This is a genomic window from Rhizobium sp. 01T444 (genome assembly GCF_056398305.1).
Map to the genome: position 1 here is coordinate 1 of NZ_JBFTPD010000255.1, position 622 is coordinate 622.

The following is a 622-nucleotide window of genomic DNA, read 5'->3' on the forward strand; positions in this document are numbered from 1 at the left end:
GGCCCTGCTCAATGATGTGCTCGACCTGTCCAAGATCGAGGCCGGCAAGCTGGTGTTCGAGCAGGTCCGCTTCGACATCGGCAAGTGGGTGCGCGAAGCGGTCGCGCTGCACAAGCCGGCCGCCGAGAAGAAGGGCCTGGTGGTGGATGTCGAGCTCGCGCGGGATTTGCCGTGGAAGGTCGCGGGCGATCCGGGACGCCTGCGGCAGGTGATCTCCAACCTGATATCCAACGCCGTGAAGTTCACCGAGCGCGGCCGCATCGCCGTGAGCGCCCGCCTGGCGCCGGACCAGACCGGCCTGCGGCGCGATCAGCTGCGGGTGCTGTTCTCGGTGCGCGACAGCGGGGTTGGCATTCCGGCGGAGATGCAGGCGCAGATCTTCGAGGCCTTCACCCAGGCGGATGCCTCCACCACCCGGCGCTATGGCGGCACGGGCCTGGGGCTGACGATCTGCGCCCGCCTGGTGGCCATGATGGGCGGCTCGCTGCACGTCGTGAGCCGGCCGAACGAGGGCAGCACCTTTCGCTTCACGGCCGTGTTCGAGGAAGCGGCCGACGAGCTGAGCGTGCTGACCGAGCCGGCGCCGCTGGAGGCGATGACGGTGCGCGGGCTCGACGTGCTC

The 622-nt window shown here is 69.5% G+C and carries 1 protein-coding gene; it reads left to right on the top strand.

Features of this window, described 5'->3' with window-relative positions:
• A partial coding sequence (locus AC1DTN_RS38295) for an ATP-binding protein (protein WP_477925402.1) occupies positions 1–622 on the top strand: 622 nt, incomplete at both ends.